At 61.9% G+C, this 24,784-nt stretch carries 24 protein-coding genes and 1 tRNA gene; 15 read left to right on the forward strand and 10 right to left on the reverse strand.

Annotation, left to right across the window (positions count from 1 at the left end):
- Positions 1-22 precede the first annotated feature (22 nt).
- Positions 23-99: transfer RNA gene (locus tag ACNPAA_RS14065), tRNA-Asp, on the forward strand.
- Positions 100-1,407: 1,308 nt separating this feature from the next.
- On the opposite strand, the gene ACNPAA_RS14070 is transcribed toward ACNPAA_RS14065, so the two are convergent.
- From ACNPAA_RS14070 to ACNPAA_RS14090, 5 genes are all read right to left on the reverse strand, one after another.
- Positions 1,408-2,394 (reverse strand): helix-turn-helix transcriptional regulator, encoded by a 987-nt coding sequence (locus tag ACNPAA_RS14070; protein WP_029313511.1) that lies wholly within the window; start codon positions 2,392-2,394, stop codon positions 1,408-1,410.
- A gap of 286 nt (positions 2,395-2,680) precedes the next feature.
- Positions 2,681-3,067: a SirB2 family protein gene (locus tag ACNPAA_RS14075; protein ID WP_042864580.1), complete on the reverse strand. Its 387-nt coding sequence runs from the start codon at positions 3,065-3,067 to the stop codon at positions 2,681-2,683.
- Positions 3,064-4,920 carry a monovalent cation:proton antiporter-2 (CPA2) family protein gene (locus ACNPAA_RS14080; protein WP_103858882.1) on the reverse strand — a complete coding sequence of 619 codons (1,857 nt, stop codon included), beginning with the start codon at positions 4,918-4,920 and terminating at the stop codon, positions 3,064-3,066. The genes ACNPAA_RS14075 and ACNPAA_RS14080 overlap by 4 nt, the downstream gene beginning before the upstream one ends.
- 70 nt (positions 4,921-4,990) lie before the next feature.
- Positions 4,991-5,590 carry an NAD(P)H-dependent oxidoreductase gene (locus ACNPAA_RS14085; RefSeq protein ID WP_041212184.1) on the reverse strand — a complete coding sequence of 200 codons (600 nt, stop codon included), beginning with the start codon at positions 5,588-5,590 and terminating at the stop codon, positions 4,991-4,993.
- Between the two features lie 59 nt (positions 5,591-5,649).
- Positions 5,650-6,492 (reverse strand): LysR family transcriptional regulator, encoded by an 843-nt coding sequence (locus ACNPAA_RS14090; protein ID WP_041212185.1) that lies wholly within the window; start codon positions 6,490-6,492, stop codon positions 5,650-5,652.
- A 140-nt stretch (positions 6,493-6,632) separates the two neighbouring features.
- Between ACNPAA_RS14090 and ACNPAA_RS14095 the strand changes: the two genes are divergently transcribed.
- The 6 genes from ACNPAA_RS14095 to ACNPAA_RS14120 all read left to right on the forward strand — a co-directional run bounded on the left by ACNPAA_RS14095 (position 6,633) and on the right by ACNPAA_RS14120 (position 14,857).
- Positions 6,633-7,355, forward strand: coding sequence for an SDR family oxidoreductase (locus ACNPAA_RS14095; RefSeq protein WP_182976160.1), 723 nt, complete (start codon positions 6,633-6,635; stop codon positions 7,353-7,355).
- 76 nt (positions 7,356-7,431) lie between these two features.
- Positions 7,432-7,755, forward strand: a complete 324-nt coding sequence (locus ACNPAA_RS14100; RefSeq protein WP_010672576.1) for a hypothetical protein — start codon at positions 7,432-7,434, stop codon at positions 7,753-7,755.
- Between the two features lie 45 nt (positions 7,756-7,800).
- Positions 7,801-8,232: a DUF411 domain-containing protein gene (locus ACNPAA_RS14105; protein ID WP_010672577.1), complete on the forward strand. Its 432-nt coding sequence runs from the start codon at positions 7,801-7,803 to the stop codon at positions 8,230-8,232.
- 288 nt (positions 8,233-8,520) lie between these two features.
- On the forward strand, positions 8,521-10,686 hold the full coding sequence (locus ACNPAA_RS14110; protein ID WP_257707674.1) for a S9 family peptidase: 2,166 nt from the start codon (positions 8,521-8,523) through the stop codon (positions 10,684-10,686).
- Positions 10,687-11,233: 547 nt separating this feature from the next.
- Entirely contained in the window at positions 11,234-12,205 is a 972-nt protein-coding gene (locus tag ACNPAA_RS14115) for a TAXI family TRAP transporter solute-binding subunit (RefSeq protein ID WP_029313514.1), read from the forward strand.
- Positions 12,206-12,292: 87 nt separating this feature from the next.
- On the forward strand, positions 12,293-14,857 hold the full coding sequence (locus ACNPAA_RS14120) for a TRAP transporter permease (RefSeq protein ID WP_319892937.1): 2,565 nt from the start codon (positions 12,293-12,295) through the stop codon (positions 14,855-14,857).
- An 88-nt stretch (positions 14,858-14,945) separates the two neighbouring features.
- On the opposite strand, the gene ACNPAA_RS14125 is transcribed toward ACNPAA_RS14120, so the two are convergent.
- Positions 14,946-15,104 (reverse strand): hypothetical protein, encoded by a 159-nt coding sequence (locus ACNPAA_RS14125; RefSeq protein WP_005332188.1) that lies wholly within the window; start codon positions 15,102-15,104, stop codon positions 14,946-14,948.
- 172 nt (positions 15,105-15,276) lie between these two features.
- Here ACNPAA_RS14125 and ACNPAA_RS14130 point away from each other — a divergent pair, with 172 nt between their 5' ends.
- Positions 15,277-15,903 carry a lysoplasmalogenase gene (locus tag ACNPAA_RS14130; RefSeq protein WP_010672583.1) on the forward strand — a complete coding sequence of 209 codons (627 nt, stop codon included), beginning with the start codon at positions 15,277-15,279 and terminating at the stop codon, positions 15,901-15,903.
- 60 nt (positions 15,904-15,963) lie between these two features.
- On the opposite strand, the gene ACNPAA_RS14135 is transcribed toward ACNPAA_RS14130, so the two are convergent.
- A complete protein-coding gene (locus ACNPAA_RS14135; protein WP_290433748.1) occupies positions 15,964-17,517 on the reverse strand; it encodes a DHA2 family efflux MFS transporter permease subunit in 1,554 nt (517 codons plus the stop codon).
- Positions 17,517-18,569 carry an HlyD family secretion protein gene (locus ACNPAA_RS14140; protein ID WP_161470114.1) on the reverse strand — a complete coding sequence of 351 codons (1,053 nt, stop codon included), beginning with the start codon at positions 18,567-18,569 and terminating at the stop codon, positions 17,517-17,519. The genes ACNPAA_RS14135 and ACNPAA_RS14140 overlap by 1 nt, the downstream gene beginning before the upstream one ends.
- A gap of 97 nt (positions 18,570-18,666) precedes the next feature.
- Between ACNPAA_RS14140 and ACNPAA_RS14145 the strand changes: the two genes are divergently transcribed.
- From ACNPAA_RS14145 to ACNPAA_RS14155, 3 genes are all read left to right on the forward strand, one after another.
- Entirely contained in the window at positions 18,667-19,569 is a 903-nt protein-coding gene (locus tag ACNPAA_RS14145) for a LysR family transcriptional regulator (RefSeq protein WP_010672586.1), read from the forward strand.
- 83 nt (positions 19,570-19,652) lie between these two features.
- Positions 19,653-20,051, forward strand: coding sequence for a hypothetical protein (locus ACNPAA_RS14150; RefSeq protein ID WP_279956120.1), 399 nt, complete (start codon positions 19,653-19,655; stop codon positions 20,049-20,051).
- On the forward strand, positions 20,035-20,349 hold the full coding sequence (locus ACNPAA_RS14155) for a DUF2007 domain-containing protein (protein ID WP_010672587.1): 315 nt from the start codon (positions 20,035-20,037) through the stop codon (positions 20,347-20,349). The genes ACNPAA_RS14150 and ACNPAA_RS14155 overlap by 17 nt, the downstream gene beginning before the upstream one ends.
- Positions 20,350-20,364: 15 nt before the next feature.
- On the opposite strand, the gene ACNPAA_RS14160 is transcribed toward ACNPAA_RS14155, so the two are convergent.
- Positions 20,365-21,648 carry a dicarboxylate/amino acid:cation symporter gene (locus tag ACNPAA_RS14160; protein WP_041214291.1) on the reverse strand — a complete coding sequence of 428 codons (1,284 nt, stop codon included), beginning with the start codon at positions 21,646-21,648 and terminating at the stop codon, positions 20,365-20,367.
- Positions 21,649-21,856: 208 nt separating this feature from the next.
- Here ACNPAA_RS14160 and ACNPAA_RS14165 point away from each other — a divergent pair, with 208 nt between their 5' ends.
- On the forward strand, positions 21,857-22,102 hold the full coding sequence (locus tag ACNPAA_RS14165) for a YecH family metal-binding protein (RefSeq protein ID WP_039040405.1): 246 nt from the start codon (positions 21,857-21,859) through the stop codon (positions 22,100-22,102).
- 101 nt (positions 22,103-22,203) lie between these two features.
- The gene (locus ACNPAA_RS14170) at positions 22,204-22,803 is read left to right on the forward strand and encodes a YhgN family NAAT transporter (protein WP_010672590.1); all 600 of its coding nucleotides are present in this window, start codon (positions 22,204-22,206) and stop codon (positions 22,801-22,803) included.
- A 59-nt stretch (positions 22,804-22,862) separates the two neighbouring features.
- Here the strand turns inward: ACNPAA_RS14170 and ACNPAA_RS14175 are convergent, their stop codons facing one another.
- On the reverse strand, positions 22,863-23,840 hold the full coding sequence (locus tag ACNPAA_RS14175; RefSeq protein WP_041214292.1) for a LysR substrate-binding domain-containing protein: 978 nt from the start codon (positions 23,838-23,840) through the stop codon (positions 22,863-22,865).
- 291 nt (positions 23,841-24,131) lie between these two features.
- On the opposite strand from ACNPAA_RS14175, the gene tatA reads away from it, so the two are divergent.
- Positions 24,132-24,296: a twin-arginine translocase TatA/TatE family subunit gene (tatA, locus tag ACNPAA_RS14180; protein WP_161469759.1), complete on the forward strand. Its 165-nt coding sequence runs from the start codon at positions 24,132-24,134 to the stop codon at positions 24,294-24,296.
- A gap of 10 nt (positions 24,297-24,306) precedes the next feature.
- Positions 24,307-24,609 (forward strand): YfcZ/YiiS family protein, encoded by a 303-nt coding sequence (locus tag ACNPAA_RS14185; protein ID WP_010672593.1) that lies wholly within the window; start codon positions 24,307-24,309, stop codon positions 24,607-24,609.
- The last annotated feature ends 175 nt before the right edge of the window (positions 24,610-24,784 follow it).

The following is a 24,784-nucleotide window of genomic DNA, read 5'->3' on the forward strand; positions in this document are numbered from 1 at the left end:
TTAGCGAAAGCTAACCGAATGCGGAGCGGTAGTTCAGTCGGTTAGAATACCGGCCTGTCACGCCGGGGGTCGCGGGTTCGAGTCCCGTCCGCTCCGCCACTAAATTGAAAGGCCTTCCCTGACGGGAAGGCCTTTTTGCTTTCTGACATTTACCCAACCCCTCATCCTCAGTGCCAGGTGGCTTGGCCGGGTTATCCTCACCTCCCTACACGACCATCTCCGCCGAATGGCATCCACGCTTCATTCGTGGTCACACATATAGACAGTTCAGGGATGACTCAACAATCTGCCTGGCGGAGCAGAAGCCAGTGGCCATTGTTACCTGGAATCAGTCGCCAGGAGCACTCTGGCTGGTTGGCCGCGGCTGATCTGCTGCGCTCTGAGGGCCTAGTGGATATCGCTGAGTATAGATGAGGGAGGGCGGAGGAAAGGCAAGGAGCGCTACTGTGGCTGCCTCTGGTGGGTATACAAACAGGTTATCAGTGATGCAGATGGCGTGATGTAGGCAGGATCGCTCAGGCTGATTCCATTTTCTGTTGTGTCGCGGGCATGGGGTGCACAAAAGAAAAGGGGACAGCAGATGCTGTCCCCTCAAGTCATTTCGTCCATTCCCTGAACTGCCATGCTCCCTGCAATCCTTGACGCTATCCTTTCCTTTGGAAATTCCCCTTCCCAATCCGTTGGGGTGTCCTGTGGCCTTCCTAGCCTGGCAATCTGTCCTGATTGCTTCACCCTCTCCTTCCTGGAGGTGTCCATTACCACATCCCGTGGTGTTCCTGCGTCATCCTGACTGATAACCATCCTGGCTATCACGCTTCATCTTGAAGCTGTTCCTGACCGCGTCTTGCGGTGTCCTTTCATCCTTGATGAGCGACAATCCGTGCCACTCAACCTCATCCTGAGGTATCCAACTACCGCATCCTGCGGTTGTCCTGTCGATCCTTGTGATAACCATCCTGGCTATCAACCCCATCCCGAGGTGTTCCTTGCCCACATCCTGCAGGCTATTCCTTGTTTATGCGCTGTTTCTGCATCCTGCCGAATCAGCTCGTCCTTGTGAGACCCATACTAAGGCAATTACGGGCTCGAACAAGGTGTGCATTCGGCTTGGATTCCGTGACATCCGGTGCAGAAATGGGCTTGTGTGGAATATTATCTACGTTTATCAGTTACTTAGATAGTTTCCATGGAAAGCATACCCAGTGCGGGATGGCTTCACGTACGGTTCAACACTGAGGGGTCTTACAGGGGGAATGGCAGATCTCTTACAAGCAGAAATCGGTAGGAAAACGATGGTGCAGCCGCTTCAATCAGGGGTGTAAGAGTTCAAAATTAATTGAATACTTATGCTTTAAAAGTAGACAAAAGCCGAGATAAATCTCGGCTTTGTATTGTCTGCTGGTTTCTTTAGCTGACCCTTGTCCCAGGAGTCGGGTAGGCCTTGCGCAGTGATTCGGGTGCAAGTACCTCCAGGTTGCCGCTCATGTTGTTCAGCCAGGAGCGGAACTCGGGCGTATCTTGCACTTCGGTCTCCACCACCACGCTGCGCTTGTCGTAACGGGTCATACGCGGGTTATGTCCCGGGATTTGTCCATCGATCAGGGTCGGGCAGTTGGCATCGATGCGCCCGACGAAGCGGATCGGACCGCTGACGTCCTGATAACCCTGGTCGCGGATTAGCTTCTGGATATTGAAGTCCTTCGGCTGGGTCGCGCTGAAGTTGGTCAACTCCACGTTCTTGATGTGATCGAACGGAATGCCGTAGACCTTGGGATCCAGCTCGGAGAGGGTACAGAGCAGGATGGGGCCATCGGGCTGGTTCAGGATGCCGAGGGGATTGATGCGGTCATAGCAGAGCCAGACAGTACGCTCCTTGATGACACGCTGGATCTCGGCGCTGAATTTGCGGCCACGCCAGAGGGCGTCGCGGATCAGAGTGCTGCGGCGGATCTCCGGATTGCCAGCGAAGGGGCGAGGTGACTGGTGCACGCTCTCCAGCCAGCGCTCGGCCAGTTCGCTCTGGCTGTCGCGGATCACCTGGCCAGCCTTGTCGATCAGCGGGTTCAATTCGGTCAGCACGCTTGCCGGCAACAGTTGGCTTGCCTGGTCGCTCCAGGTTTTCAGGGCCACTGCCAGCGAGAGCGGCATGATGTTGGCAAAGTCATTGAGACCATGGCGCTCGAAGCACCAGCCATGAGGCTTGCTGCGCTCATCGGAGGTGAGGTCGAACAGTCCCATGCCGGACATCTCTTCCAGGTCCCGTTGCACGGTACGGAGACTGACGTGAATGCCTTCCTCTTCCAGTTTTACCTGGAGTTGGCTGGCGGTCAGCTTGTAAGGGCGGTGCGGGATGCAACGCGCCAAGGTCAGTTGTCGTAACAGCTTCTTACTCATGGTGCATGCCTTCACTGGTTTAGCGTTGAGTGTATCCTAGCCATGGCCTGCGACAGTCTATGTCGCAAGTTTTGCTGCGACAACTGTCGCCATTTTCATACATGAAGAAGCAAGTCATTGATAAATAAAACAAAACAACAGATAAAAGGGGTTGTTTGAGCCCTTTTTTTATTGAAAACAAGCCTTGCGAGGATGCTCGCGACCAGGGTGACAGGAAGGAAATGGAAGCAGTAAGGAGGGGGAGGTGGGAAGGAGGTGGGGGACGGGCCCCCACCTCGACACGTCGTTATGCCAGCCAGGACCAGGCTGATTTGGTGATGGCTGCGCCCACCATGTAGCCGAATACTGCGAGAGCGGCTACTCCGGCCACCAGCTTCTGACCGCGGGCAGGGCGCTTGAGCGCCATGACGCCCAGGCCGATGTAGATCATCAGGGCAATCAGCTTGGCCATCAACCAGGGCTGCTGGCCAGGGCTCATCTGCAGGGTCACCGCCAGCAGCACGCCAAACAGCAGCAGGAAGGTGTCGTTGATGTGGGGCAGCACCTTCAACCATTTCTGTTGCAGCCGCCCGCTGCCCGCCAGCGCCAGGCTCCAGCGGTAGAGGAAGAGCAGCAGGCTGACCAGGGCCAGGGTCATGTGAAGGTGTTTGAGCATGGGGTAATAGGCAATCATGTTGCTTCCTTGTTGTTGTCGGGCAGACCGCTGTTCCATTGATGGGCGTGGGTACGCTCCTGTCCTTCCTGATCGTCTTGCAGCAGGTCGGAGAGGATGTCGCGGTATTGCAGGCTCTTGTTGATATAGGTGTGCTCGTCGTCCAGGTAGTTGACCTGTTCCCGCAGCAGCCGGTTGTCATACTGCTTGAACATCTGCCCCGCACGCCAGGCCTGATTGGCCCTGAATCCCAAGAGGGTGAGTGCTTCTACCCCAAGATCCACGGCCGACCCCAGGGTTTCGCGGTGCACGCTGTCTATCCCGTGGCGCAGGATCTCGTGGGCATGGGGTCTGTCCTGGGCACGGGCCAGTATTCTGAGGTGCGGGAAGTGCTTTTTCACCATCTCGATCACTTCGAGGGAGGTGGCCGGGTCATTGAGGGAGAGCACCAGGAGTTTGGCCTTGTGGGCGCCGGCCGCGTGCAGCAGGTCGAGTCGGCTGGCATCTCCATAAAACACCTGGTAGCCGTACTTTCTCAGCATCTCTATCTGGCTGGCATCCTGCTCCAGGATGGTGGTGCCAATACCATGGCCGTGGAGCAGACGCCCCACGATCTGACCGAAGCGACCGAAGCCGGCGATGATGACCGGGTGTTCCACCAGCTCGGGCTGTTCGTGTTCGGGGGTGTCGCTCTGGTTGCGGTAGTCGAACCAGGGCTGGATCACCCGATCGTTGAGGATAAGCAGCAGCGGTGTCAGCGCCATGGAGAGGGCGACGACCAGAGTCAGCAGTGAGATGGTGCTGCCCGGCAGTACCTTGTTCTGGGCGGCGAACGAGAATAGCACGAAGGCGAACTCCCCGCCCTGGGCCAGGGCCAGGGCGAAGGTCCAGCGCTGGTTCGGGGAGAGGCGAATGACAAAGCCGAGCCCCATCAGCACCAGCCACTTGAGCACCATCAGACCGATCACCAGTGCCGGGATCAACAGGGGATGGGCGGCAAAGAGGCTGAAGTCGATGCCGGCACCCACCGACATGAAGAAGAGGCCGAGCAGCAGCCCCTTGAACGGCTCTATGTCTGCTTCCAGCTCGTGGCGGTATTCGCTGTCCGCCAGCACCACGCCGGCGAGGAAGGAGCCGAGGGCGGGAGAGAGGCCGACGGATTCCATCAGCACGGCGATGGCGATCACCAGCAGCAGGGCGGCAGCGACGAAGATCTCCCGCATGTGGGACTGGGCGATGGCGCGAAACACCGGCCGCATCAGGTAATGACCACCCAGCACGATGCCGGCGATGGCGGCCACCACCAGCAGGCCGTGCTGCCAGCCTGCCAGCTCTGAGCTGCCGCTGCTGGCGACCGGTGCGATGGCCAGCAGCGGCAGGATCGCCAGGATGGGGATGACGGCGATGTCCTGGAACAGCAGCACGGCGAAAGCGGAGCGGCCGCTCTCGCTCTGCATCAGTTTGCGCTCCTGCAGGCTCTGCAGCACGATGGCGGTGGAGGAGAGCGCAAGAATGAGACCGATGGCGAGCCCCTGCTGCCAGGGCAGACCCAAAAGATAACCCACCCCGGTCAGGGCGACACTGGTGAGCAGCACCTGCAGGCCACCGGTGCCGAGGATGGGCCCTTTCAGTTGCCACAACAGGGCCGGGCGCAGCTCCAGACCGACCAGAAACAGCATCAGCACCACCCCGAACTCGGCGAAGTGCATCACGTCTTTCTGCTCGCCCACCAGACCAAGCAGGAAGGGACCTATGATGATCCCCGCCAGCAGGTAGCCAAGGACGGAGCCCAGCCCCCACCGCTTGGCCAGCGGGACGGCGATCACCGCCGCCGAGAGGTAGATCAGGGCGTCAAACAGCAATCCATGTCCCATCAGCGGCTCCTCCTTAACATGATGAATGCCGGTGAGGGCTGGCCGGGCCTGCGCCCGGATCGAGTGTGTGTCATGGGAGTACCCCCAGCAGATCGCGCAGATAGGGGCTCTCGGCCAGCTGGGCCGGGGTCAGCTGTTCGTCACGCAGGGCGCACAGCAGTTGGCGATAGTCCTGGCCGCAGCGGCGCAGCGCCTCGGGATCCTCGAGTTTGTGGAAGGAGTGCAGCACGAAAGGGGGCAGCCAGCGCATGCCGCACAGCTGTGCGGTCTGCTGGAAGGGGAGCAGGAAGTCGAGCAGCGGGCGCTGGTTGTAGCCGGCGCGGCAGTAGGATTCGGGGCCGCCCCCCGTGGTGATGGCGCTGAGCCACTGCTTGCCGTTGAGGGCATGGGCCTCGGGGCCGTAGGCATAGCCGTACTCCAGCACCAGGTCCATCCACTCTTTCATGATGGCCGGGCAGGAGTACCAGTAGAAGGGGTGCTGGAAGACGATGATGTCGTGCTCCGCCAGCAGGGCCTGTTCCCGTTTCACGTTGATGAACATGTCCGGATAGCGCTGGCAGAGATCGTGCAGGGTGATCCCCTCCAGCCCCTCGATGGCGTGCAGCAGTTGTTTGTTGGCCCGGGAACTCTGCAGCGCCGGGTGTGAAAAGATGACCAGAATGCGTTTCATGGGATTCCTGAAGAGGGTCTGCTGCCGGCACATGCGACAGACTGTGAGCTGAAACGTTATCAAGAAGCTCCCTGGCCCGCCAGTTCCGGGATCAGTGCGCGCAGCGCCGGATTCAGGGTCTGGTGGGCGGGGTAGCAGAGGCCGATGCGGCGGAACATCCGGGGGCCGCTCACGGGCAGGGTGCACAGGCCCGCTTCGTCCTCCACCAGCCCGTCGGGCAGGAAGCTGATGCCCACTCCGGCCAGCACCAGCGCCATCACTAGCCCCTTGCTCTCGGCCTTGGCCACCAGATTGAGGGTGAGCCGGTCACAGGCCAGCAGGCCTATGGTTTGCTGATGGGCTTCGCAGGGGGGACACTCAATGAAATCATGGTGTTGCAACTCAGCCAGCTCGATACGCGCCCTGCCCGCAAGAGGGTGTCCCCTGGGAACGCACAGCACGTACTCCTCTTCCCAGAGCGGCAGGAAGATCTCGTCCTCCCGGCGCAGGGCATCCAGGGTCAGCCGGCAGTCGGCCGGGGTGCCGTAATCGGAGAGGGTGAGATCCAGCTCGGGCAGCACCCCCTGCACCCGCCGAAGCAATCCCGCCAGCCGACGGCGGCTGAGGTCGGGCATGATGGCCATGTTGAGTCTCGCACGCGTCGCCTTCTGGCGAAACAGGGTCGGCAGGCGACGCGCCTCTTCCACCAGCTTGACGGCGTGGGGATAGAGATAGTGGGCCGGATCCTTCGCTTCCACCCCCTTCTTGCCCCGGATGAAGAGGCTGTCCCCCAGGCTCTCTTCGAGCTGGCGAAGGCCGGCGGAGAGGGAGGGTTGGCTCACGTGGCAGCGGGCTGCCGCCGCCGTGATGTTCTTCTCTTCATAGATGGCGATGAAGAAGCGCAGCAATCTCAGGTCCAGCATGGGGATACCATAGTTAATTCAGATGATAACCAGCGGAAAACTATATTTATCGCCGATGGATGTAGCGACTATAGTGACTGGGTCCCGTGCTGGCCAGCCCTTGTTTGACGCCCATTTCAACGCATCAGAAGGAAAACTCCATGTCCAAGTCCCTCGTGGTGATCACCGGCGCGTCCGCCGGGATCGGTGCCGCCATTGCCCGCGCCTTCTCCGCCGCCGGCCATCCGCTGCTGTTGCTGGCCCGCCGGGTCGAGCCCATGCAGGCGCTGAACCTGCCCGATACCCTCTGCATCGGGGTCGATGTCACCGACACCGCCGCCATGAAGGCCGCCGTAGCGCAGGCGGAGGCGCAATTCGGCCCGGTGGGATGTCTGGTCAACAATGCCGGCGTCATGCTGCTGGGACAGGCCGACGTGCAGGATCCCGCCGAGTGGCAGCAGATGCTCAACATCAACGTGATGGGGGTTCTGAATGGCGTGCATGCGGTACTGGCCGGCATGAAGGCCCGCCGCAGCGGAACCATCATCAACATCAGCTCCATCGCCGGTCGCAAGACCTTCCCGAACCATGCCGCTTACTGCGCCACCAAGTTCGCCGTTCACGCCCTGACCGAGAATATCCGGGAAGAGGTGGCCGATGTCGGCGTGCGGATGGTGACCATCGCTCCGGGCGCGGTGGAGACCGAGCTGCTCAGCCACACCACGGACGAGAGCATCAAGGCGGGCTATCACGACTGGAAGGATCGGATGGGAGGCGTCATTGCACCCGAGGTGATCGCCGACGCCGTGCTCTACGCCTGGCACCAGCCGGCCAACGTCTGCGTGCGGGAGATCGTGCTGGCGGCCACCCGCCAGCAACCCTGATGCAGACGGGGGAGGGGTTGACCCTCCCCCTGGGCCAAGGGTTACCATAGGCCCTCTTTCGTCATTGAGTCGTCTCATGGTCCTGACCCGTCGCCAACTCGCTCGCGCCCGCCGCTGGCTCCCACTGTGGAGTCTGGTGCTGGTGCTGATGTCGTTTGGCAGCCGTGCGGCCACCGATCTCTGTACCCTGACGCCCCATTGCAGCCAGAGCGAGCGTACCCTGGAAAAAGCCATGCCCTGCGGCAGCTTCACCTCGGCGCTCGCCATGACGGTGCTCACCAGCGACAGCCTGACGGTTGCCCGGCTTGAGCCCGACAGGCCGACATACCTCTCTCCCTCTCTGTTCATGCCGGAGGCGCCCCTGAAGCGTCTCGAGCGTCCGCCCCGTCACCACGGCTGAGTCGAGTTTCCCTTTCCGGGCATTTCTTCTTAACCGAGGTGAGATATGTACAAGTCCCTTTTACTGGCCGTGCTGGCCGGTACCGTCAGTTTTTCTGCTCTGGCAACCGGGCAGATGACCGTCTACAAGTCCCAGTATTGCGGTTGCTGCAAGACCTGGATCAAGCACATGGAAGAGAACGGCTTTGAGGTCAAGGTCGTGGAAACCGAGCAGCTTGACCCGATCAAGCAGCAGCATGGCATCACCCCGCAGCTGGCCTCCTGCCACACCGGGGTGGTGAACGGCTATGTGGTGGAGGGGCATGTGCCCGCTGCCGACGTGCAGAAGCTGCTCAAGGAAAAACCGGCGATCCGCGGTCTGACCATTCCGGGGATGCCCCAGAGTGCGCCGGGCATGGATATTCCGGGTCAGCCCTATCAGGTGCTGAGCATCAGTGACGAGGGCGCGACCAAAGTCTGGTCGAGCTACCCCGGCTGATGGATGCTGACCGTGAGCAGACACACTTCCATCATGTGAGGCACACCTGAGCGAACCCGTGTCGCCCACGGTCAGGGAGGAGGGCCGCCATCGCGAGATGGCGGCCCTTTTTCGTCGATTTGGGGGGGAATGTCCGGGGAGCCCTTGCAACCCCGGGCGACAAGGGGCAGATTGATCGCCAATTTTTATTTTCTCAGGGACGCTTTTCCCACTGCCTGCCGGTGTGCCGTCTGGATGCGTGCAGCACCAGCGGGAGGGGCGGCCCTGTGACAGCGCAAAGGATGCGACATGTTCACCTTTTCCCGGGGGTTGCTGCTGGCTTGCCTGCTTGCTGCGCCCTGTTCCCATGCCAACGAAGAGTCCGCCATGCCTACAAGCGATACTTCCACCCAGCCTGTCATTGTCCCCCCGGTGGCTGCCAAGCACCCCCATACCCTGAAAAAACACGGGGACACACGCGTCGACAACTACTACTGGCTGCGTGACGACGAGCGGCAGAAGCCCGAGGTGCTGGACTATCTCAAGGCCGAGAATGCCTACACCGAGGCCATGCTCGCACCGATCAAGCCGCTGCGCGAGCAGCTCTACAAGGAGATGGTGGCCCGCATTCCCCAGCAGGACGAGTCTGTCCCCTATGTGAAGAACGGCTACCGCTATCAGACCCGTTACGAGCCGGGCAAGGAGTACGCCATCTACTCCCGCAGCAAGGTGGAAGGGGACGGGGCGCCCGGCCTGCTGCTGGATGGCAACCAGCGCGCCGAAGGCCACGAGTTCTATGCCCTGGGGGCGCTCGAGGTGAGCCGCAACAACCGCTGGCTGGCGGTGGCGGAAGATTATCTCTCCCGCCGTCAATACAGGATCCAGTTCCTCGATCTGGAGAGCGGCGCCTGGGCCGCCGACACCCTCGAGAACACCTCCGGCAACCTGGTGTGGGCCAACGACAGCAAGACGGTCTTCTACGTGCGCAAGCACCCCAAGACCCTGCTGCCCTACCAGGTCTATCGCCACGAGCTGGGCACGGATCCTGCGAAGGACACCCTGGTCTACGAGGAGAAGGACGACTCCTTCTATGTGAGCCTCTACGCCACCACCTCGGAAGATTTCATCGTCATCTCCCTCTCCAGCACCACCACCAGCGAGGCGCGCCTCATTGATGCCAATGTGCCGGGCCAGACGCCACGCCTGTTCCTGCCCCGTCAGGTGGATCACGAATACAGCCTGGATCACTACCGCGGCCGCTTCTATGTGCGCTCCAACAAGGACGGCAAGAACTTCGGCCTCTATGAGACCAAGGAGAGCCCGGTGGATCGCTGGAAGGCGGTGATCGCCCCCAATCCGGACGTGCTGCTGGAGAGCTATGCCCTGTTCAGGGACTGGCTGGTGCTGGAGGAGCGCAGCCAGGGGTTGACCCGGTTGCGTCAGGTCAACTGGCAGAGCGGCGAACAGAAGGAGATCGCCTTCGACGATCCCGCCTATGTCACCTGGCTTGCCTACAACCCGGAGCCGGACACCAGCGCCCTGCGCTATGGCTACTCCTCCATGACCACGCCGTCCTCCACCTATGAGCTCGACATGGACAGCGGCAAGCGGACTCTGCTCAAGCAGCAGCCGGTGGCGGGCTTCGTGCCTGCGCAATATGCCAGCGAGCGGCTCTGGATCACCGCCCGTGACGGCGTAGCCGTGCCGGTGTCGCTGGTCTATCGCAAGGACAAGTTCAAGAAGGCAGGGGGTGGTGCAGGCACCAATCCCCTGCTGGTCTACGGCTATGGCTCCTACGGCGCCAGCATGGACCCGGACTTCAGCAGCTCACGCCTGAGCCTGCTGGACCGGGGCTTCGTCTACGCCATCGCCCATATCCGGGGTGGCGAGGAGCTGGGCCGCACCTGGTATGAAGAGGGCAAGCTGCTCAAGAAGCAGAACACCTTCAACGACTTCATCGACGTGACCGAGGCGCTGGTGGCGCAAGGCTACGGTGCCAGGGATCAGGTCTATGCCATGGGAGGCAGCGCCGGCGGCCTGCTGATGGGGGCCGTCATCAACCAGGCGCCCCAGCTCTATCGCGGCGTGGTGGCCCAGGTGCCCTTCGTCGACGTGGTCACCACCATGCTGGACGAGTCCATTCCCCTCACCACAGGGGAGTATGACGAGTGGGGCAACCCGAACAAGAAGCGCTACTACGACTACATGAAGGCCTACAGCCCCTACGATCAGGTCAAGGCCCAGGCCTACCCGAATCTGCTGGTGACCACGGGGCTGCACGACTCCCAGGTGCAGTACTGGGAGCCGGCCAAGTGGGTGGCCAAGCTGCGTGAGCTGAAGACGGACGACAACCAGTTGCTGCTCAGCACCGACATGGAGGCCGGTCATGGCGGCAAGTCGGGCCGTTTCAAGGCCTATGAGGACATCGCCCTGGAGTTCGCCTTCATTCTGGAGCTGGCTGGCAGCAAGGCGTGATGGCCGGGCCCAAATGAAATCAGCTTGTTACCAAACCCCGTTCCGGCAGCCCCGGATCGGGGTTTTTGCATCTTGGCGACAAAAGCGTCATTAACGTCGTGTTTATGCTGTTCAGTATGCATTTCGCGATATAACGGACCAGGTATCTAATCCTTGCCAGTCAAGGGTTGCGAAAGAATCTGGGCGTGCTTTTTATTGCTTCCCTTTGATAGTTCATGTAATTAATCTGCCCTTGAGAAATGAATGATCCGCTTCAAACTTCTCGCTATTTAAATCCGCCATTTTGCTGTTTTGTTTGATTTATGTTGGTGTTATGTGCTTAATCGGAGCGTTAATGCTTTTGAACTGACCCGTTTCTGGTCAGATCACCTCCGATCGGCATGACGCTGATTATCTCACCGCAGGATGATGGTGGCTTTTGGAAGGGCGCGTGCCGCTCGACCATTTCCTCGTACGAGGTCGTATAGGCGAACCCAGTCTTGATGCGGGTCCGTCTCATATTCTCCCGGGAAACGGGTGAAATAAATCAATGAAAAGGATGAAGAACATGAAAGGATTATCCTTGGCGTGCGCCTTGTCGGCGGCTCTGGTCGGTGTGTCGTTTGGTGGTCCGGTGCAAGCGCAGGAGCGCTTCGTGACCATAGGCACCGGCGGTCAGACCGGCGTCTACTACGTGGCGGGCCAGTCCATCTGCCGCTTCCTCAACCGCGGCGCCGCCGATCACCAGATCAAGTGCAACGCCCCGGCCAGTGGCGGTGGTGTTGCCAACGTCAACGGCATCCGCTCCGGCGAATTCAACTTCGGCATCATGCAGTCCGACCACCAGTACAAGGCGATGAAGGGCGTCGAGCCGTTCAAGGCCGAAGGTCCGATGGATGACATCCGCGCCGTCTTCTCCCTGCAGAGCGAAGTGTTCACCATCCTGGCCCGCAAGGACGCCAAGGTAGCCAGCTTCGACGACCTGAAGGGCAAGCGCGTCAACATCGGCAACCCGGGTTCCGGTCAGCGTGACACCTTTGAAGAGATCATGACCGTGAAGGGCTGGGACAAATCCGCCTTCAGCCTGGTCTCCGAACTGAAACCCGCCGAGCAGGCCTCTGCCCTGGGTGACAACAACATCGACGCCATGAGCTACTTCGTCGGCCACCCGAACGGCGCCATCCAGGAAGCCTCCACCACCACGGACACCGTGCTGGTGCCGGTCACCGGCCCCGAGATCGACAAGCTGCTGGCCGAGAAGAGCTACTACAGCAAGGCCGAGATCCCGGGTGGTCTCTACAAGGGCAGCCCGAACCCGACCCCGTCCATCGGTGGCAAGGCGGTGCTCTCCACCAGCGCCAAGGCTGACCCGGAAGTGGTCTACCAGCTGGTCAAGTCCGTGTTCGACAACCTGGATCGTTTCAAGCGCCTGCACCCGGCCTTCGCGGATCTGAAGGAAGCCGACATGATCAAGGTGGGTCTCTCCGCTCCGCTGCATGAAGGCGCTGTGCGTTACTACAAGGAACGTGGCTGGATGTAATCCGGCTGCGTCTTCGGATGTGCCCCGGACTCGCTCCTCCTTCGGGGGAGCGAGTCTCATTTATTGCAGTACCTACAGAGTCACACTATGCAGCAAACACAACAACAAGAGGCGCTCTCGGCCGAGGAGCTGATCGCCCAGGATGTGGGAGCCCGCCTGCCGGTGGGCACCATGAGCTGGATCATCGCGGGTCTTGCGCTGATCTGGTCCCTGTTCCAGCTCTGGATCGCTTCGCCGCTGCCGTTCTCTCTCGGCATCGGTGTTCTCAACGACACTGAAACACGCTCGATTCACCTGGCTTTCGCCATCCTGCTCGCCTATCTGGTGTTCCCGGCCATGCGCAGCTCGCCGCGCGACCGCGTGCCGCTCGGTGACATCGCCCTCGGCCTCATCGGCGCCGCCGTCGCCAGCTACCTGTTCATCATGTATGAGCAGCTGGCCCAGCGCCCCGGCAACCTGACCACCATGGACTTCGTGGTCGCCTGTATCGGCATTCCGCTGCTGCTGGAAGCCGCCCGCCGTGCCCTCGGCCCGGCCCTGGCGGTGATCGCCATCGTCTTCCTGGCCTACAGCCTGGCCGGTCCCTGGATGCCCTCCCTGCTGGCGCACCGCGGGGTGAGCCTGCACGCGCTGGCCAACCACCAGTGGATCACCACCGAAGGGGTGTTCGGCATCGCCCTCGGGGTCTCCACCAGCTTCGTCTTCCTGTTCGTGCTGTTTGGCGCCCTGCTCGAGCGCGCCGGTGCGGGCCACTACTTCATCCAGCTCGCCTTCAGCCTGCTCGGCCACCTGCGCGGCGGCCCTGCCAAGGCGGCCGTGGTGGCCTCGGCCCTGACCGGCGTCATTTCCGGCTCCTCCATCGCCAACGTGGTGACCACGGGCACCTTCACCATTCCCATGATGAAACGGGTCGGCTTCTCCAAGGAGAAGGCAGGCGCAGTGGAAGTGGCCTCCTCGGTCAACGGCCAGATCATGCCCCCGGTCATGGGCGCCGCCGCCTTCCTGATGGTGGAGTACGTCGGCATTCCCTACGTCGACATTATCAAGCACGCCTTCCTGCCGGCGGCCATCTCCTACATCGCCCTGCTCTACATAGTGCACCTCGAGGCGCTCAAGCTCGGCATGCAGCCCATCGGCAACCGTCAGCCGCGCCCCTGGCTGCGCCGCCTGACCGGCTTCGCCTTCGGTGCCGCTCTCATCAGCGGCCTCTCCATGGCGGTCTACTACGGCCTGGGCTGGCTCAAACCGGCACTGGGCGACTACGCCCTGCCGGGGATCAGCGTGCTGCTGGCCGCCGCCTATCTGGGACTGCTGAAGATCGCCGCCAGCAACGAGCCGTTGCCATCGGAAGATCCGGACAAGCCGCTGGACGAGCTGCCGGAAACCCGCGCCGTGCTGCTCTCCGGCCTGCACTTCCTGCTGCCCGTGGTGGTGCTGGTGTGGTGTCTGATGGTGGAGCGCCTCTCCCCCGGCCTGTCGGCCTTCTGGGGTTCGGTGATGCTCATCATCATCCTGCTGACCCAGCGACCGCTGCTGAACTGGCTGCGCACCGACGGCAAGCATGACTACGGCTCCTTCACCGATGGCGTGGTGGACCTGCGCGAGGGGCTGATTGCCGGTGCCCGCAACATGATCGGCATCGGCATTGCCACCGCCACGGCCGGTATCATCGTCGGGGCCGTCTCCCAGACCGGCGTCGGCTTGGTACTGGCGGATCTGGTGGAGTTCCTCTCCATGGGTAACCTGCTGCTGATGCTGCTCCTCACCGCCCTGCTGAGCCTGATCCTCGGCATGGGGTTGCCGACCACCGCCAACTACATAGTGGTATCGAGCCTGCTGGCGCCGGTGATCGTCACCCTGGGGCAGCAGAACGGCCTCATCGTGCCGCTCATCGCGGTGCACCTGTTCGTCTTCTACTTCGGCATCATGGCGGACGTGACCCCGCCGGTGGGGCTGGCCTCGTTCGCCGCGGCCGCCGTCTCCAAGGGCGACCCCATCAAGACCGGGATCACGGCGTTCTACTACAGCCTGCGTACCGCGGCGCTGCCGTTCCTGTTCATCTTCAACACCGATCTGCTGCTCATCAACGTGGACTTCGCCCACGGCGTACTGATCTTCATCGTGGCCACCATCGCCATGCTGATCTTCGCTGCCGCCACCCAGGGCTTCTTCCTGGTGAAGAGCCGCTGGTACGAGAGCGTGCTGCTGCTGCTGGTGGCTTTCACCCTGTTCCGTCCTGGCTTCTGGATGGATCTGCTGCACGACCCGTATCGCGACACCGCCCCGGCCGAGCTGGTCCAGACCATGGGGCAGGTGGAGGCCGAAAGCACCCTGCGCCTGCGGATGGAAGGGGAAGATGCGGTGGGCAAGTTGCGCCGCTTCACCGTGCTGCTGCCGGTGCCTTCGGGCGTCAGTGGTGAGGATCGTCTGGCCAAGCTGGGGATCCAGACCTATGAGCAGGACGGCAAGATCCTGATCGACACCGTCACCTTCGGCAGCCAGGCCGCCGATCTGGGGCTGGAGATGGATCAGCAGATCCTGAGCGTCAAGGCGCCCACCGAGCGCTGGCCCAAGGAGCTGATGTGGCTGCCGGGCTTCCTGCTGTTCGGAGCCGTGGTCTGGCTGCAACGCCGCCGGGTCGCTCGACCCTGATCATCACCCAATAAAAAACGGCGCCTTCGGGCGCCGTTTTTTATGCTGGGCTGTGATGCCGGCCACTTCGGGCCATCAGTCCGGGGCATCAGTTGGACTGGGTCTGCTTCTGTTTTTGCAGTTGGTCGAGGGTCTGCTGCTCCTGCGGGCTGAGGCCAAGCTGCTCGCAGGCCTGTTCAAAGCTAATGCCAAGATGGCACATCATGATATCGATAGCGGGCAGGTAGTTGGTCATAGCGTCTTCCATGGTGATCCTCCAGAACTGTCTCTTATGCCCGAGGGCGGGGATGGGGGCAATTAGACTTTAGGTGTAGGGTGCCATCTGCTTCAGCCTCTGCCACTGGCCGGGGGAATTTGCTACTCTTGCGGGCACTAAAGAGGTTGCCGCCCCAGGGTGAGCAGCCGGTGAGGAGCAGGGCATGTTATTGAGTTTCTTGATCATCGCATCGGGCTGGTGGCACATCCGCGCGGCTTACGGCTCAGACTCCCGTCAGTTCTACATCAGCAAGCCCCTGACCATGCTGTTCATCATCGCCCTGGCGTTTGGCTACCAGAGCGACGATCACAACGGCTCCCACGCCTGGATCCTGCTCGGTCTCTGCCTGTCGCTGGCGGGGGACGTGCTGCTGATGCTGCCACGGGATCGCTTCATCCAGGGGCTGGCGGCATTTTTTGTCGCTCACCTCTGCTACATCGTCGGTTTCGCCCAGGGGCCCCTGGTGCTCAAGCTGGTGGACGGCCTGCTGCTGTTGCTGGTGGCCGGTATGGTGTTCGGGCTCCTGTGGGGCCAGCTCGGCGAGATGAGGATCCCCGTCTTCTGCTACATGCTGGTGATCATCGCCATGGCCTGGGTGGCCGCCGGTGCCTGGCATGCCTCTCTCACTGCCGGCAGCGCCGCCGCCCTGGTGGGGGCGCTGATGTTCCTCTTCTCCGACAGCATGCTGGCGCTGGACAGATTCCGCCGCCCCTTCCCCCATGCCACGGCCTGGATCATGAGCAGCTACTTCGCGGCACAGTTCCTGATCGCCGCCTCCCTGGCGGGCTGACCGGCGGGCAGCCATGAAAAACGGGCCTTCTGGCCCGTTTTGCTATGTGAGCCCCACCTTTCACGCCTCGACCGGTTCTGCGTCAGGGGCCCTCGGGGCAGGCTGCTTGAGCAGCAGCATCAGGGCGCTGGCGATCAGCAGGAAGATACCCATCACGTAGAACACCTGGTTGTAGGCCATGATGGCCGCCTCGCGGCTGATGGTGTTCGACAGCATGGCCCGGGCCTGCAACTGGGCCTGCTCCGGCCCGGCTCCCTGGGCCATCATGGTCTGGGCCAACTGCATCAGATAGGCCTGCCCCTCGATGCTGGTGGCGGCCAGGGTGCTGCCGATCTGGCTGACATGAGTTCGGGTGTCGTTGTCGATCAGGGTGGCGATGATGGCGATGCCGAAAGCGCCCCCCAGGTTGCGCAGCACGTTGAGCAGGGTCGAGGAAGAGGGGATCTCGTCCGGCGTCAGGCTGGCGGTCGCGACCAGGGAGAGGGGCACCATGATGAAGGGCTGCCCCAGGGCCCGCACGATGAGGGACTGGATCAGCTGGGGCCCGGCGTAGTCGGCGTTCATGTTCACGTTCATAAAGCAGCTGATGGCGAAGACCAGAAAGCCGAAGCTCACCAGATAGCGCGGATCTATCTTGTGGGTCAGCTTGGGCACCAGGGGGAGCACCAGCAACTGGGGTAACCCCATCCACATCAGCACCTCACCGATTTCCAGGGCGTTGTAATTGTGGATCTGGGTCATGTAGAGGGGCAGCACATAGATGGAGCCCATCAACCCCATGCCGAGCACCAGGTAGGCGAAGCAGGCCAGGGCGAAGCGCGGGTTGTGCAGCAGCCGCAGGTTGACCAGGGGGTGGCGGCGCAGCAACTGGCTGATGACGAAGAACACCAGGGCCACCACCGAGATGACGGTGAGCCGCACGATGAAGCTCGAGCCGAACCAGTCCTCCCGGTTGCCCTCTTCCAGCACCACCTCCAGAAGGCCGAGACCCACCGCCATGGTGAGGATACCGATGAGATCCACCCGCTTGATCACCTCCCAGTCCACCGGCTTCCTGTCCAGCCCGTGGGCCAGCATGGCCATCACCAGCAGGCCGGGCGGCACGTTCAGATAGAAGATGTAGTGCCAGGACATCTGCTCCGTCAGCCAGCCCCCCAGGGTCGGGCCGATGGCGGGGGCGAAGGTGGCGCAAAGGCCGAACAGCGCCATGCCGGTGGCTCGCTTGTGCAGCGGCAGCAGGCTGACGATGAGGGAGAAGGCCATGGGGATCAGGGCCCCGCCGGTAAAGCCCTGCAGCGCCCGAAAGACGATCATGCTGGTGAGGTTCCAGCTGAACGAGCAGAGCACGGAGGCGACGATGAAGGCGCCCGTGGTCCACAGCAGGTAGCGCCGCACGCTCAGTCCCCGGCTCAGCCAGCCGCTCAGCGGTATGGCGATCATCTCCGCCACCAGATAGGAGGTGGAGATCCAGGAGCTCTCGCTCAGGGTGGCCGAGAGTGTCCCCTGAATGTCTTTCAGGGAGGCGTTGGTGATCTGGATGTCGAGGATGGCCATGAAGGCGCCGATGAGGCCCCCCATGACCGCGATCCAGTTGCGGCGTGGTATGGCGTCCATCAGTGGGCGGCCACCACGGGATCAGGGGTGCGGGTGTCGACGATCACCTCGGTGGAGAGGCCGGGCAGCAGCTTGCCCGCCAGGGCGCCCGGATCCGGGATGCGGATCTTGACCGGTACCCGCTGCACGATTTTGGTGAAGTTGCCGGTGGCGTTTTCCGGCGGCAGCAGGGCGAACTTGGCGCCGGTGGCCGGAGAGAGGCTGTCGATGATCCCCTCGACCGGTTGATCCGGATAGGTATCCAGGATCACCTCCACCTTCTGGCCCGGCTGCATGTGCTGCAACTGGGTCTCCTTGAAGTTGGCCTCGACCCACACCTGGCTCAGGGGCACCAGGCTGGCCACCTGCATACCGGACTGGACGTAGAGCCCTTCCCGGAGGCTGCGTTTGCCGATGATGCCATCAGCGGGGGCTCGCAGCTCGGTGTAGCCGAGTTCCAGCCTGGCTTGTTCAAGCTGGGCTTCGCTCAATGCCAGCCTGGCCTGGTTCTGCTTGGCTTCGGCATCCAGCACCAGCAGCCGCTCGCGGGCGGCCTGCAGGGCGGCTTTGGCCTCCAGTGCCTGGGCCTGGTTGACCTGCAAGCCGGCGCGCACCTCGTCCAGGCTGTCCTGGGAGCTGTAGTGACGCTCATTGAGCTGGCTGACCCGGCGCACCTGCTGCTGGGCCCGGACCTGTTCGGCATTGGCCGAGCTGACTTTTGCCTCGGCCTGGCGGATGAGGCTCAACTGCTGGATACGGGTGGCGGCGAGGTTATCCGCCGTCGCCTGGTTGAGGTGCAGATCGGCCTCGGCCTCCGCCACCTTGGTCCTGTATTCGCGGTCGTCGAGCCGGGCGATGAGCTGGCCGGCCTTCACCGCCTGGTTGTCGGTCACCAGTACTTCGCTGATGTAGCCGGAGAGCTTGGAACCGATGCCGGTCACCTCGCTTTGCAGGTAGGCGTTGTCGGTGCTCTCGAAGTAGCGGCCATGCAGATACCAGTAACCGGCAAACAGCAGGCCGAGCAGGGCCAGCACCAGGGCGGCCAGCAGGGGGATCTTCTTGTGTTGACTCATGATATTGGTTTTCCTGAACTGTGGCGGGCAGGCTAACATCGTGCAACTGTTTCGATTAGTATCCATTCATGAGATATACAGTTTCACTGGTGAAACAATGGACCTGAATGCTGCCTTAATCCTCGTTCGTATCGTCGACAAGGGCTCCTTTACCGCCGCTGCCCAGGAGCTGGGCATGACCAAGGCGACGGTGAGCCGCCGCATCGCCGAGCTGGAGCAGCGTCTCGGCGCACGGCTGCTCTATCGCTCCACCCGGCAGCTCACCCTGACGGAAGCCGGTGAACAATATTATCTACGCTGCAGCAAGGCGGTGGAGGAGCTGGCCCAGGCCGAGCTGATGCTCAGTGCCAGCCAGCAGGAGGTGACGGGGACCCTCAAGCTGGCGGTGCCCATCGAGACGGGACAGCTGGTGGTGGGCAGGCTGGTGGCGAACTTCCTGCAAGCCTATCCGGGCATGAAGGTGGAGCTGGAGCTGACCAACCGCATCGTGGATCCCATCAGCGAGGGGCTGGATGCCATCGTGCGGGTCGGCGACATGAGCGACTCCAACCTGGCGGCGCGGCGTCTCTGGAGCACCGAGCGGCTGCTGTGCGCCAGCCCGGACTATCTGGCGCGCCACCCGGTGATCCAGAGGCCCGCCGATCTGGTGCATCACGAGCGGATCGCGGTCAGCACGGGGTTCCTCGCCTCGCACTGGTGTTTCGAGCTGGATGATCGCGAAGTGCTGGTGGATCCCCCGTCCCGCTTCCAGGTCAACAACATCACCTGTGCCAGGGAGGCGGCGAAGGCGGGGCTGGGGCTGGCTTCCCTGCCTGCCATGCTGTGCCATGATGAGCTGGCGAACGGGACGCTGGTCTCCTTGCTGCCGGAGTGGCAGCAACCCAGGGTACCCATCTACCTGCTGTTTCCTGAGCGGCGCCTGATGCCGCGCAAGCTGAGGGCATTCATCGATTTTCTGGTGGCCAACGGCCCGGCTTACGGTATCGACAAGCTGCTGTAAGGGTTTCGAGGACAACGTATGGAGCGGTGGATGAATCTGTATCGGGCATCTCGCTCCCGGAAGATGCTCGCCCTGGAATAATGATGGTAGTGCTGGTGATGACGGCACTGGCAAGGGCTTCGAGGACAACGTATGGAGCGGTGGATGAATCTGTATCGGGCATCTCGCTCCCGGAAGATGCTCGCCCTGGAATGATGGTAGTGCTGGTGATGACGGCACTGGCAAGGGTTTCGAGGACAACGTATGGAGCGGTGGATGAATCTGTATCGGGCATCTCACTCCCGGAAGATGCTCGCCTTGGAATGATGGTAGTGCTGGTGATGGCGGCACTGGCAAGGGTTTCGAGGACAACGTATGGATCAGTGGATGAATCTGTATCGGGCATCTCGCTCCCGGAAGATGCTCGCCCTGGAATGATGGTAGTGCTGGTGATGACGGCACTGGCAAGGGTTTCGAGGACAACGTATGGATCAGTGGATTAACTTGTATCGCGCCTCTCACTCCCTGGAGGCGCATGCCCTGAAAGGGGCCTTGGAGGTAGAGGGAGTCAGGGTGCGCCTCAGCGGCGAAGGGCTCTCCGGCGCGCTCGGGGAGCTGCCGGTGGATCTGCTGCAAGTGACCCTGATGGTGAACGAGCGGGATCGTCAGCGGGCGGGCCGGATCATCGAGCGCTACCAGCAGCGCCAGGGCAACGGCTGGCTGTGCGGCCAGTGCGGGGAGGAGAACGGCGCCAACTTCGATATCTGCTGGCGCTGCCATCACGATCCCCAGGATCATTGAACGCCCCTCGCGCCCTCAGCGCAGGGTGAAGTCGATGTCATCCCCCGCATGGGCATCGTGGTAGGTGGCGAGATCCAGCTCCTTCTCGCTGCGGGCGATGAGCACGGAGACCAGGATGTCGCCGGAGACGTTGACCGTGGTGCGCGCCATGTCGAGGATCCGGTCTATGCCGGCGATGAGCGCCACCCCTTCCAGAGGCAGTCCCACGGCAGTGAGGGTCAGGGTCAGCAACATCAGCCCGGTACCGGGTGTGCCCGCCGTGCCGATGCTGGCCAGCGTGACGATGCTGATGATGGTCAGGTAGTCCACCAGATGCAGATCCACCCCGAAGGCCTGGGCCACGAACAGGGCGGTGACCCCCTGATAGAGGGCGGTGCCATCCATGTTGATGGTGGCGCCGATGGGCAGCACCTTGGCGGTGATGGCGGGGGAGACCCCGAGCCTGCGTTCGGCGCAGGCCAGGCTGATGGGCAGGGTACTGCTGCTTGAACTGCTGGTGAAGGCCACCGCCTGGGCATCGACGATGCTCTTGAAGTAGTGCAACGGGTTGAGGCGCGCCATCAGGAGCAGCAGGCTGCTGTAGACGCCAAGCACGTGGAGCAGGCAGCCGAGGTAGACGGCGCCGATCACCTTGAGCAGCGGCAACAGCAGGCTGACGCCGTACTTGCCGGTCATCCAGGCCATCAGGGCGCAGACGCCATAGGGGGCCAGGGCCATCACCATCTGGGTCAGCTTGAACATTCCCTCCGCCAATGAGGTAAAGAACAGGATGGCGGGGCGGCCGCGTCGCCCGGTGGCGTTGAGGGCGAGAGCGAGGGCCACGGCGAACACGATCACCTGCAATATCTTGCCATCGCCCATGGCCTGCACCGGGTTGCGCGGCACCAGGTGGCTCAGCACGCTGGCCAGGGTAGGTTGCTGCGCCATGGCGCCCCGTTCATAAGGACCCATGTTGGCGCCCATGCCCGGTTCCAGCAGCCAGCCCATCATCAGGCCGATACAGATGGCGACGGCGGTGGAGCAGAGATAGAAGCCGATGGCCTTGCCGGCGATGCGGTCGAGCCGCTTGCCCTTGAGCAGGGCGGTGAGGCCTGCCAGGACGGAACAGAAGATGAGGGGCACCATCAGCATCTGGATGGTGTTGACGAACAGGACGCCGATGGGCTTGAGCAGCAGGGCCTGCTCGCTGAAGCAGAGCCCCAGACCTATCCCGGTCAGCATGCCGAGCAGGGTCTTCAACCAGAGCGGGCGACGGGTCCAGATCCGCCAGGGTTTGAAGACCAATCCATGGAACAGCATGACGCCAATGTCCTTATTTTCTGTCTGCGGTGGCAAAAAGGGGCGACAGTGTAGCCATCCCCCCGTCAGGTTGCCACATTATCGACAAAGCGGCGCTCACGACCAGCCCGCTGGCGTTAAAAAAGGCGTTTTGTTGGCCTATATCAAGAACCCTCTCCGGGCTTCGGGCTTTAATTGTCATCTGACATGATGATTAAAGAGGTTCGAGATGTCCCAATCGATACACGGTCACGAAGTGATGGAGATGATGCTGGAGCAGGAGAGTCCGTTTACCCGGGCCAGCCTCAGGGCGGCGATCGCCTCGCGCTTCGGTGCCGAGGCCCGGTTCCACACCTGCAGCGCCAGCGAGATGGACGCTGACGCCCTGATCGACTTCCTGGCCAGGCGCGGCAAGTTCATCGACTCGGAGTCAGGGTTCCAGACCCGCGCCGACAAGATCTGCAACCACGGATGATCGCCAGCGGCGAGCGCGGTGGGGCGCTCGCCGAATCCCGCCACCTTTGTTATATTTCGCCCTCCTTCCCCTCTTGTTGAAAGGTTCTGCCCGGGCGCTCTATGGACACATTCTCCGCTGCCGTCATGCTGTTTCTGATCATGGATCCGCTGGGCAACCTGCCGGTCTTCCTCTCCATCCTGCGCCATGTCGACCCCAAGCGTCGACGCAAGGTAATGCTGCGGGAGCTGTTGTTTTCACTGGTGATCATGATGGGCTTCCTGTTCGCCGGTCAGCAGATCCTGAGCTTCCTCAACCTGCGTCAGGAGGCGGTCAGCATCGCGGGGGGCATCATCCTCTTCCTCATCGCCATCAAGATGATCTTCCCGAGCCCCGGTGGCGTGACCGGGCTGGCGGCGGGGGAGGAGCCCTTCCTGGTGCCCATGGCCATCCCCATGATTGCAGGCCCCTCCATCCTGGCTTCCCTGCTGCTTCTGGCGAACCAGGAGCCGACCCGGATGGTGGACTGGTCATTGGCCCTGCTGATGGCCTGGGGGGCCAGCGCCGTGATCCTGATGTTCTACGAGCTGTTCAACAAGCTGCTGGGTGAGCGAGGACTCACCGCGGTGGAGCGGCTGATGGGCATGCTGCTGGTGATGATCTCGGTGCAGATGCTGCTGGACGGGGTACACCACTATCTGGCGGTGACGGGTCAGAACTGACGGGGCGAATGCTGATGTCAACGTGAAACGGGGCTTCTTGAGCCCCGTTTTTTTGCGCGTCAGGCGGCAGCGGCCGGGTCGTCCACCGAGGTTTCCAGCTTGCCCATGATGAGGGCGAGCAGGGTCTCCCGCAGCCAGCGATGGCCCGGATCCTCCTCGTGGCGCTGATGCCAGATGAGCAGGTGGGAGATGCTGTCTAGGGCGATGGGCAGCGGCAGCGGCACCAGGGGATAGACCTGGGTCGCGTGGCGGGCGTAGAGGCGGGAGAGGGTCACTATCATGTCCGAGTGCATGCCCATGCGCAGGGCCGCCTCGAAGGAGGGGACGGTCGCCTCGATCCGGCGATAGAGATCCTGCTCCGCCAGCTTGTGATCCAGCATCCAGCGATCCCGCCCTTCGCAGTAGGTCTGCACATGGGGGTAGGCGAGGTAACGGGCGAGATCCCACTCGGGCTCCTGCAAGGCAGGGTGATCCCGCTGCACCAGGCAGGTGAGATCGTCGATGGTGAGCAACCGCTGGCAGATGGCGTTGGGCAGGGTGTCGAGGCGAAAATCCGAATTGATGCAGTTCTCCCGCACCGTGAAGGCGATATCCACCTGGCCCTGGCTCATCTCGGTCAGGCTGTGCTCGGTCCACTCCTCGTAGCGCAGGCGGATGCCAGGAGCCTGACGCTTCAGTTCGCTCAGGTAGAGGGGGGCAAACAGGGTGAAGGCGCTGTCCATGCTGGCGATGACGAACTCCCGCTCCGTGCTGGCGGGATCGAAATCCGGCGGCTGGATCAGGTTGTCCAGGGAGAGCAGTATGGGTTGTAGCTGTTGCTGGAGATCCAGGGCGCGCGGAGTGGGATCCATCCCGTAGGCCGAGCGCACGAACAGGGGATCGTCAAAGGTCTCCCGCAACCGTCCGAGGGCCTTGCTGACGGCGGACTGGCTCAGGTGCAAGCGGCGTGCAGCCCGGCTGCCGTTGCGCTCTTCCAGCAAGACTTGCAGGATTATCAACAAATTAAGGTCTATGCGTGCAAGCTGTTCCAGCAACATGATATGAATCCTCTTCAATTCCTAGATGAATATATACCATTTGTTTTCATATCTTGGCGATCCTATGCTCGACGGGTCTCTCGCCCTGGTGGCGGCTGGTACAGGATGTAGCGGTTGAGGGGACAAGTAGCACCGACTCATACGGCGGCCCATGGTCGCCGTATTTCTTGCGCCTCGTCGCCGTTTTTGCGCGATTTTTTCGCCAACTTGCACCTGCCTTGATTTTGCCCAACAATCGATACGCTTTCTTTTGATACAACCTCCAGGTATCTAACAGTCAGGAGTCTCCCTATGGGACTGGGTGGCATTCATATCTGGCATCTGCTGATCCTGCTCGTCGTCGTCGTCGTGGCGTTTGGCAGCAAACGCCTGGCTGGCGCCGGTGAGGATCTGGGCACTGCCATCAGGGATTTTCGCAACGCCTTGCGCGACGATGACAATATCCGGAATAAGTAGGAGTAAACGTATGTCTGTAGACGAGAAAGTGGAACTGAACGAGACCTGTGACAGTTGCGGCTGTTTCGCCGAAATTGGCACCATCATCGGCGAAGGTGACGACGTCATGGAGCTGGTGATCGAGGCCGCTGCAGAAGCCGACGCCCGCGAGAAATTTGCAGCTTACGAGGCGCTGGCCAAGCAGGTCACTGCCGAAGCCAAAAGCAGCAGCGAGCTGAGCCGGGGCCCGGATGGCGTGATCCTGAAGGCCCGCCTGCAATTCACCTGCACCGCCGAGAAGCTGATCTTCGAGATGCGCGCCCGCTCCCTCTGAGATCGTGATGACACGGCAGGCTTGCCTGCCGTCTTGCTCTGCCCCTCGCTTTTTCCCTCCCTTTGCGTTGTATAGTGAGTTATCCCACGGACGATCCGTTTTCCGTCCGGCATGCGCCGATCGGCAGAAGATCCCGCGACGCCCCATGACTTGGCGCAGGCGCCTTCTCTGACAG

Source organism: Aeromonas sp. PS2Canimalfood6, assembly GCF_048276795.1.
GTDB lineage: Bacteria > Pseudomonadota > Gammaproteobacteria > Enterobacterales > Aeromonadaceae > Aeromonas > Aeromonas caviae.